The sequence below is a fragment of the Flavobacterium sp. GT3R68 genome (assembly GCF_007109225.1).
Classification (GTDB): Bacteria; Bacteroidota; Bacteroidia; order Flavobacteriales; family Flavobacteriaceae; genus Flavobacterium.
In genome coordinates this window covers 155,835-162,249 of record NZ_VJZK01000006.1, presented here as the reverse complement: position 1 = coordinate 162,249, position 6,415 = coordinate 155,835, and the positions used below count along the sequence as shown (strand labels likewise).

At 38.0% G+C, this 6,415-nt stretch carries 5 protein-coding genes; 3 read left to right on the top strand and 2 right to left on the bottom strand.

Translation table 11 applies throughout. The features are described from left to right. A partial coding sequence (locus FNW07_RS12100) for a T9SS type B sorting domain-containing protein (protein ID WP_144265636.1) occupies nucleotides 1–169 on the top strand: 169 nt, incomplete at its 5' end. 103 nt (nucleotides 170–272) lie between these two features. Here FNW07_RS12100 and FNW07_RS12095 read toward each other — a convergent pair. Further along, on the bottom strand, nucleotides 273–1,466 hold the full coding sequence (locus FNW07_RS12095) for a pyridoxal phosphate-dependent aminotransferase (RefSeq protein WP_126744014.1): 1,194 nt from the start codon (nucleotides 1,464–1,466) through the stop codon (nucleotides 273–275). Between the two features lie 125 nt (nucleotides 1,467–1,591). Here FNW07_RS12095 and FNW07_RS12090 point away from each other — a divergent pair, with 125 nt between their 5' ends. After that, nucleotides 1,592–2,917 carry a PDZ domain-containing protein gene (locus tag FNW07_RS12090; protein WP_126744013.1) on the top strand — a complete coding sequence of 442 codons (1,326 nt, stop codon included), beginning with the start codon at nucleotides 1,592–1,594 and terminating at the stop codon, nucleotides 2,915–2,917. Nucleotides 2,918–2,950: 33 nt separating this feature from the next. Here the strand turns inward: FNW07_RS12090 and FNW07_RS12085 are convergent, their stop codons facing one another. After that, entirely contained in the window at nucleotides 2,951–3,385 is a 435-nt protein-coding gene (locus FNW07_RS12085; protein ID WP_126744012.1) for a DUF1573 domain-containing protein, read from the bottom strand. Between the two features lie 310 nt (nucleotides 3,386–3,695). On the opposite strand from FNW07_RS12085, the gene FNW07_RS12080 reads away from it, so the two are divergent. After that, the gene (locus FNW07_RS12080; RefSeq protein WP_126744011.1) at nucleotides 3,696–6,329 is read left to right on the top strand and encodes a valine--tRNA ligase; all 2,634 of its coding nucleotides are present in this window, start codon (nucleotides 3,696–3,698) and stop codon (nucleotides 6,327–6,329) included. Nucleotides 6,330–6,415: the final 86 nt, after the last annotated feature.

The following is a 6,415-nucleotide window of genomic DNA, read 5'->3' as shown; positions in this document are numbered from 1 at the left end:
TGACCGCTACGGAAAACTCCTTAAACAGCTCAGTCCGATTAATTCAACTGGCTGGGACGGTACTTTTAACGGGCAGCTGATGCCATCCTCGGATTACTGGTTTAGTGTAGACTATACAGAAGAAGGAGTTGTCAAAGTATTCAAGGCACACTTCTCCATGAAGAGATAACAATTTTATTAAAATAAAAAAGCCTCTTGTTTGGAGGCTTTTTTTATCTAAATATGGCAATAAAAAAAAACCACTCAATTTGAGTGGTTTTGTGTTTTCAATACTATTTAGAATTGTAAACCCTTATCGCATCTTTTAAAATTTCTACAGAACGGATCAAATCTTCTTTCTTAAGAACATAAGCAATTCGGACTTCGTTTAAACCAACTCCCGGAGTAGAATAAAAACCCGCGGCTGGAGCTACCATAACTGTTTCTTTATCCAAGTCATATGACTCCAATAACCATTGTGCAAATTTATCTGCATTATCAATAGGCAATTGAGCAATACAATAGAATGCACCCTTAGGTTTTGCTACGACTACACCTTCAATTTTATTCAATTCGGTAATCAAAGTGTCTCTACGCTCTCTATATTCAGTAATTACTTCATCAAAATAACTTTGAGGAGTGTCAAGAGCAGCTTCACTTGCAATTTGGGCAAAGGTAGGCGGACTCAATCTGGCTTGTGCAAATTTCATTGCCGTAGCCATAAGTTCCTTGTTTTTGGAAACAATACAGCCAATTCGGGCACCACACATACTGTATCTTTTAGAAACCGAATCAATCATAATGGCATGTTCTTCCAATTCGGGAATATTCATCACCGAATAATGCACATCGCCATCATAAGTAAACTCACGGTATACTTCGTCAGCAATAAGAAACAAATCATGCTTCTTAACTAATTCTGCCAATTGCATCATTTCTTCTTTTGAATACAAATAACCTGTTGGATTTCCAGGGTTGCATATCAGGATAGCTTTTGTTTTTGGTGTAATTAATTTTTCAAAATCTGCAATCGGAGGTAAGGCAAATCCAGTTTCAATAGTGGAAATTACCGGGACTACTTTTACGCCTGAAGCTGTTGAAAATCCATTATAGTTAGCATAAAACGGTTCCGGAATAATGATCTCATCTCCTTGGTCCATCGTGCTCCCCATAGCAAAAAGCAATGCTTCCGAGCCACCGGTTGTAATGATGATATCGGCTACGTTGATTGGCAGGCCATGGTTGATATAATATTGGGATAATTTAGTTCTGTAGCTTTCAAAACCGGCAGAATGACTGTATTCCAAAACCTTTATGTCAAGATTTTTAATCGAATTCATCGCCGCTTCCGGGGTCTTGATATCCGGTTGACCAATATTCAGGTGGTATACTTTATTTCCTTTCTTTTTCGCAATTTCTGCGTAGGGCACCAATTTTCGGATTGGCGACTCAGGCATTTGTTTTCCTTTGTTTGAAACTTTTGGCATGTGTGATTATTTTGAAATGCAAATTTGCGATTTTTTTTTCAAAAAAGTGACAATCTATAGTAGCGGATATCGTTAAATCATTTTTATTTGTAGTATTTATTGTAACTTTATAAAAATGATTTTCCATGAAGAAGGCGTTTGTTCTAATTTTAATCTGTTTTATCAGTATTCCTCTATTTGCTCAGGACGGATTCCAATTTCAATCCAATAAGAATAAAGTAGTTATCCCTTTTCAATTGATTAACAATTTGATTTTTATACCAATCAAAGTAAATGGCGTGGAACTGAACTTCCTGCTGGATACCGGTGTCGATGAAACCATTTTATTTAGTCTAGAAGATAAAGATGAAGTCCGTTTTTTTAATGTCGAAAAAATTAAACTAAAAGGATTGGGCGACGAGGATGCAATTGAAGGCCTAAAGTCATCACATAATAAGCTTGAACTTCCTCATATGTTAGATGCTGATCATGAATTATTCATTGTTCTGGATCAGGATTTTAATTTTTCTTCGCATGTAGGAATCCCGGTAAACGGCATAATTGGATACCATTTTTTTAAGAATAACCTTGTCGAAATCGATTACGACCGCAAAAAAGTATTCGTCTACAAGGAAAATAAAAAAGTCAGTAAACGAATTAAAAATAAATACACTTCCTATCCGATCAGCATCGAAAATAACAAACCCTATCTGTTTGCTTCAGTGGACATTATTAAGAAAACGGTTCCGGTAAAATTATTGCTGGATTCCGGAAACAGCGATGCCATCTGGTTATTTGAAAACCGGGCGAATAAAATTGGTGTTCCAGCTAAAAATTTCAATGATTTTCTTGGAAGAGGTTTCAATGGTGATATCTACGGAAAAAGAGCACGTGTTGCCAATTTCGCCATCGACCAATTCCGATTTGAGAATCCGATTGTAGCTTTTCCAAACACTTCTTCCTTGGGGAATGTCGTTTTTGTCAAGGACAGGGCAGGATCCATTGGCGGGGAAATATTTAAAAGATTCTCCGTTATTTTCGACTATAAAAACAGCAGCCTATATTTAAAAAGAGGACGAAATTTCGATGCTCCCTTTAATTATAATATGAGCGGGGTAGAGATACAGCATCAGGGATTGCAATGGGTTCAGGAAACAGTGCAATTGCAAACCGCGCCCAAAGGAATTGAATTTGATTCCAGCGGGGAAAGAATTAAAAATGATTTTAAATATAAATTTAGCCTGAAACCGATTTACTCCATTTCCAATGTCAGAAAGGATTCACCCGCCGATTTAAGCGGATTGAAAAAAGGCGATGTCGTGATTTCCATCAACAAGTCACCGAGCTATAAATACTCCTTGGAACAAATTACTGCCCTTTTAAAATCAGAAGATGGAAAAACTATAGAAATGGAAGTGGAGCGAAATAACGTTCTTATGAAGTTTAAATTCCAGCTGAAAAGTATGTTATAAAAAAAAGCGCTTCAATCGAAGCGCTTTTTTTTATTATTGATTTGGTAATGCTTTTTTCTTGGCGAGCAAGTTGACTTCCTCTTTCACAACTACCTCTCCTTTTATTTTCAAGGGAACCCTGCCTTCCGGATAATTAACCGCATTGGATTCCACTGTGATTGTTTTTCTGATTGGGCCGAGATTCATGTTGTATTTCACACTGATTTCTCCCATTTTTCCAGGCATGATCGGTTCCGTTGGTTTAGTCGGAACAGTACACCCGCAGGTCGATTGTACATTCGTGATAATCAAAGGCGCATCACCGGTGTTTTTAAATTGAAAAACACGGACTCCTTTATCTTCCTCTTTCGTTACCGTTCCGTAATCGATCGTATTATCTTTGGCCAAAAATTCGATTTTCGCACCAGATTGAGCAAATGCTGAAAAACTTACAGCGATAAATGCTAATAACAATAATATTCTTTTCATCTTTTAACTTTTAGTTTGGTTATGTAAATTTAGTTTTGTTTTAATTAATGTACAAATATTTAATTCGCTTTTTATACTGTACATTATTATTTACTTTTGTAACAAATACAAATAGCGTACCAAAATTCAATTGTTTAGTTTTGGAGCAATTATTTTGAGCCTTTTTAATAAATCATTTTCCTGCTGTACGTTGCAATCCGCGCGAAAAGGCGCGGGATTTCCACTGCCATCAGGGCTAGTAATAAATCATTTGATTGTTTACAATAATAAATCAAATACAGAATCAACGCAATAACGAATCAATACTAAAATGACAATTCCATCGCAATTCGACGCCAAGACCATAGAAGACAAATGGTATGATTACTGGATGAAAAATAATTATTTTCACTCCACACCGGATCATCGTACACCATACACTATTGTAATTCCGCCGCCAAACGTGACCGGGGTACTTCATATGGGACACATGCTGAACAATACGATTCAGGATGTTCTAATTCGCCGCGCCCGATTGAAAGGCTTTAACGCCTGTTGGGTTCCAGGAACGGATCATGCATCCATTGCCACCGAAGCTAAAGTCGTTGCGAAACTGAAAGCGGAAGGAATCAACAAAAATGACCTGACGCGTGATGAATTCCTGGCTCATGCCTGGGAATGGACCGATAAATACGGAGGTGTTATTTTGGATCAGCTAAAAAAACTAGGTGCGTCCTGCGATTGGGAAAGAACGAAGTTCACGATGGATCCGGATATGTCAGCTTCAGTAATCCGTTCGTTTGTTGATTTGCATCAAAAAGGATTGATTTATCGAGGTTTCCGAATGGTTAACTGGGATCCGGAAGCTAAAACGACCTTATCTGATGAGGAAGTTATTTACGAGGAACAACAGGGAAAACTCTATTTCCTAAAATATAAAATCGAAGGTAGTGAAGATTTCCTGACGATTGCCACAACACGCCCGGAAACTATTTTTGGGGATACTGCTATCTGTATCAATCCAAATGACGAACGTTTTGCGCATCTGAAAGGAAAAAAAGCCATCGTTCCTATCTGCGGAAGGGTAATCCCTATCATCGAAGATGAGTACGTAGATATTGAGTTCGGAACCGGATGTTTAAAAGTGACGCCGGCACACGACATGAATGACAAGGCATTGGGTGAAAAACACAATCTTGAAATCGTCGATATCTTCAATGAAGATGCTACGCTCAACAGTTTTGGATTGCACTATGAAGGAAAAGATCGTTTTGTAGTTCGCGAAGAAATTTCAAGAGAGCTGGAAGCCAGCGGCGCTTTGGCAAAAACCGAAACCCATTTAAACAAAGTAGGAACTTCCGAAAGAACGAAAGCCGTAATCGAACCTCGCTTATCGGACCAATGGTTCCTGAAAATGGAGGATTTGGTAAAACCGGCCATCAAATCGGTTTTGGAAGATGACGAAATTAAACTGTATCCCAAAAAATTCGAAAATACCTACAGACATTGGCTGGAAAATATCCGCGATTGGAATATTTCCCGTCAATTATGGTGGGGACAACAAATTCCGGCTTATTATTTTGGCGATGGAAAAGAAGATTATGTGGTAGCCGAATCGAAAGAGGAAGCCTTGGAATTGGCAAAAACCAGAACCAATAACCCACAATTGACAATCGATGACCTGACACAGGATAAAGATGCATTGGATACCTGGTTTTCATCGTGGTTATGGCCAATGGCTGTTTTCGGAGGAATCATGGAACCTGAAAATGAAGATTTCAAATATTATTATCCAACGAACGACTTGGTAACAGGTCCGGATATTTTATTTTTCTGGGTAGCCAGAATGATTATTGCAGGATACGAATACACCGGTAAAAAACCTTTTACGAATGTGTATTTAACGGGATTGGTTCGCGACAAGCAAAGGCGCAAGATGTCAAAATCATTAGGTAATTCACCTGATCCATTGGACTTAATTGAAAAATTCGGGGCTGATGGTGTTCGTGTTGGATTGTTGTTAAGCGCTTCTGCCGGAAACGACATCATGTTCGACGAGGAACTTTGTAATCAAGGAAAAGCCTTTACTAATAAAATATGGAACGCCTTCCGATTGATAAAAGGGTGGGAAGTAAGCGATACAATTCCACAGCCGGGTTCTTCCAAAGTAGCTATCGAATGGTACGAAGCCAAATTACAGCAGACTTTAGTTGAAATTGAAGACAACTTCGAAAAATACCGTATTTCAGATGCCCTGATGGGTATTTACAAATTGGTATGGGACGATTTCTGTTCCTGGTTCCTGGAAATGATAAAACCGGCATACCAGGCTCCAATTGACAAAGCGACGTTCAACAAGGCAATTGAGATGCTCGAAAACAACCTGAAATTATTGCATCCGTTCATGCCTTTCCTTACGGAAGAAATCTGGCATTATATAACAGAAAGAACAACTGAAGAAGCCCTAATTGTTTCTGAATGGCCGGTATTGAAACCATTCAATGCGAACCTGATTGCGGATTTCGAAAACACTATGGAGGTGATTTCAGGTATCAGGACCATCAGAAAGGACAAGAATATCCCCTTCAAGGACCCAATCGAACTGAAAGTTATAAACCATGATAAAATTTCAATATATTTTGATTCGGTTGTAACCAAATTAGGGAATATTACGGCATTGGAATATGTATCAGAAAAAGTGGATGGTGCTTTGTCTTTCCGCGTAAAATCAAATGAATATTTTATTCCGATAATGGGTTCTATCAATATTGAAGAAGAGATTTCAAAACTGACCGAAGAATTAAAATACACGCAAGGTTTCCTGAAATCGGTACAGTCAAAGCTTTCAAACGAAAAATTTGTTGCCGGTGCCCCGGAAAAAGTTCTGAATAATGAAAAACAAAAAGAAGCCGACGCTTTAGCCAAAATAGCAACGATTGAGCAAAGCTTAGCAAGCCTAATCTAGGAGTTTATACTTTAGAATTAAAATGTCCCATTTATTGGGACATTTTTTATTAATTTAATTTTGAGTTAATTATTGTATTTCAATCT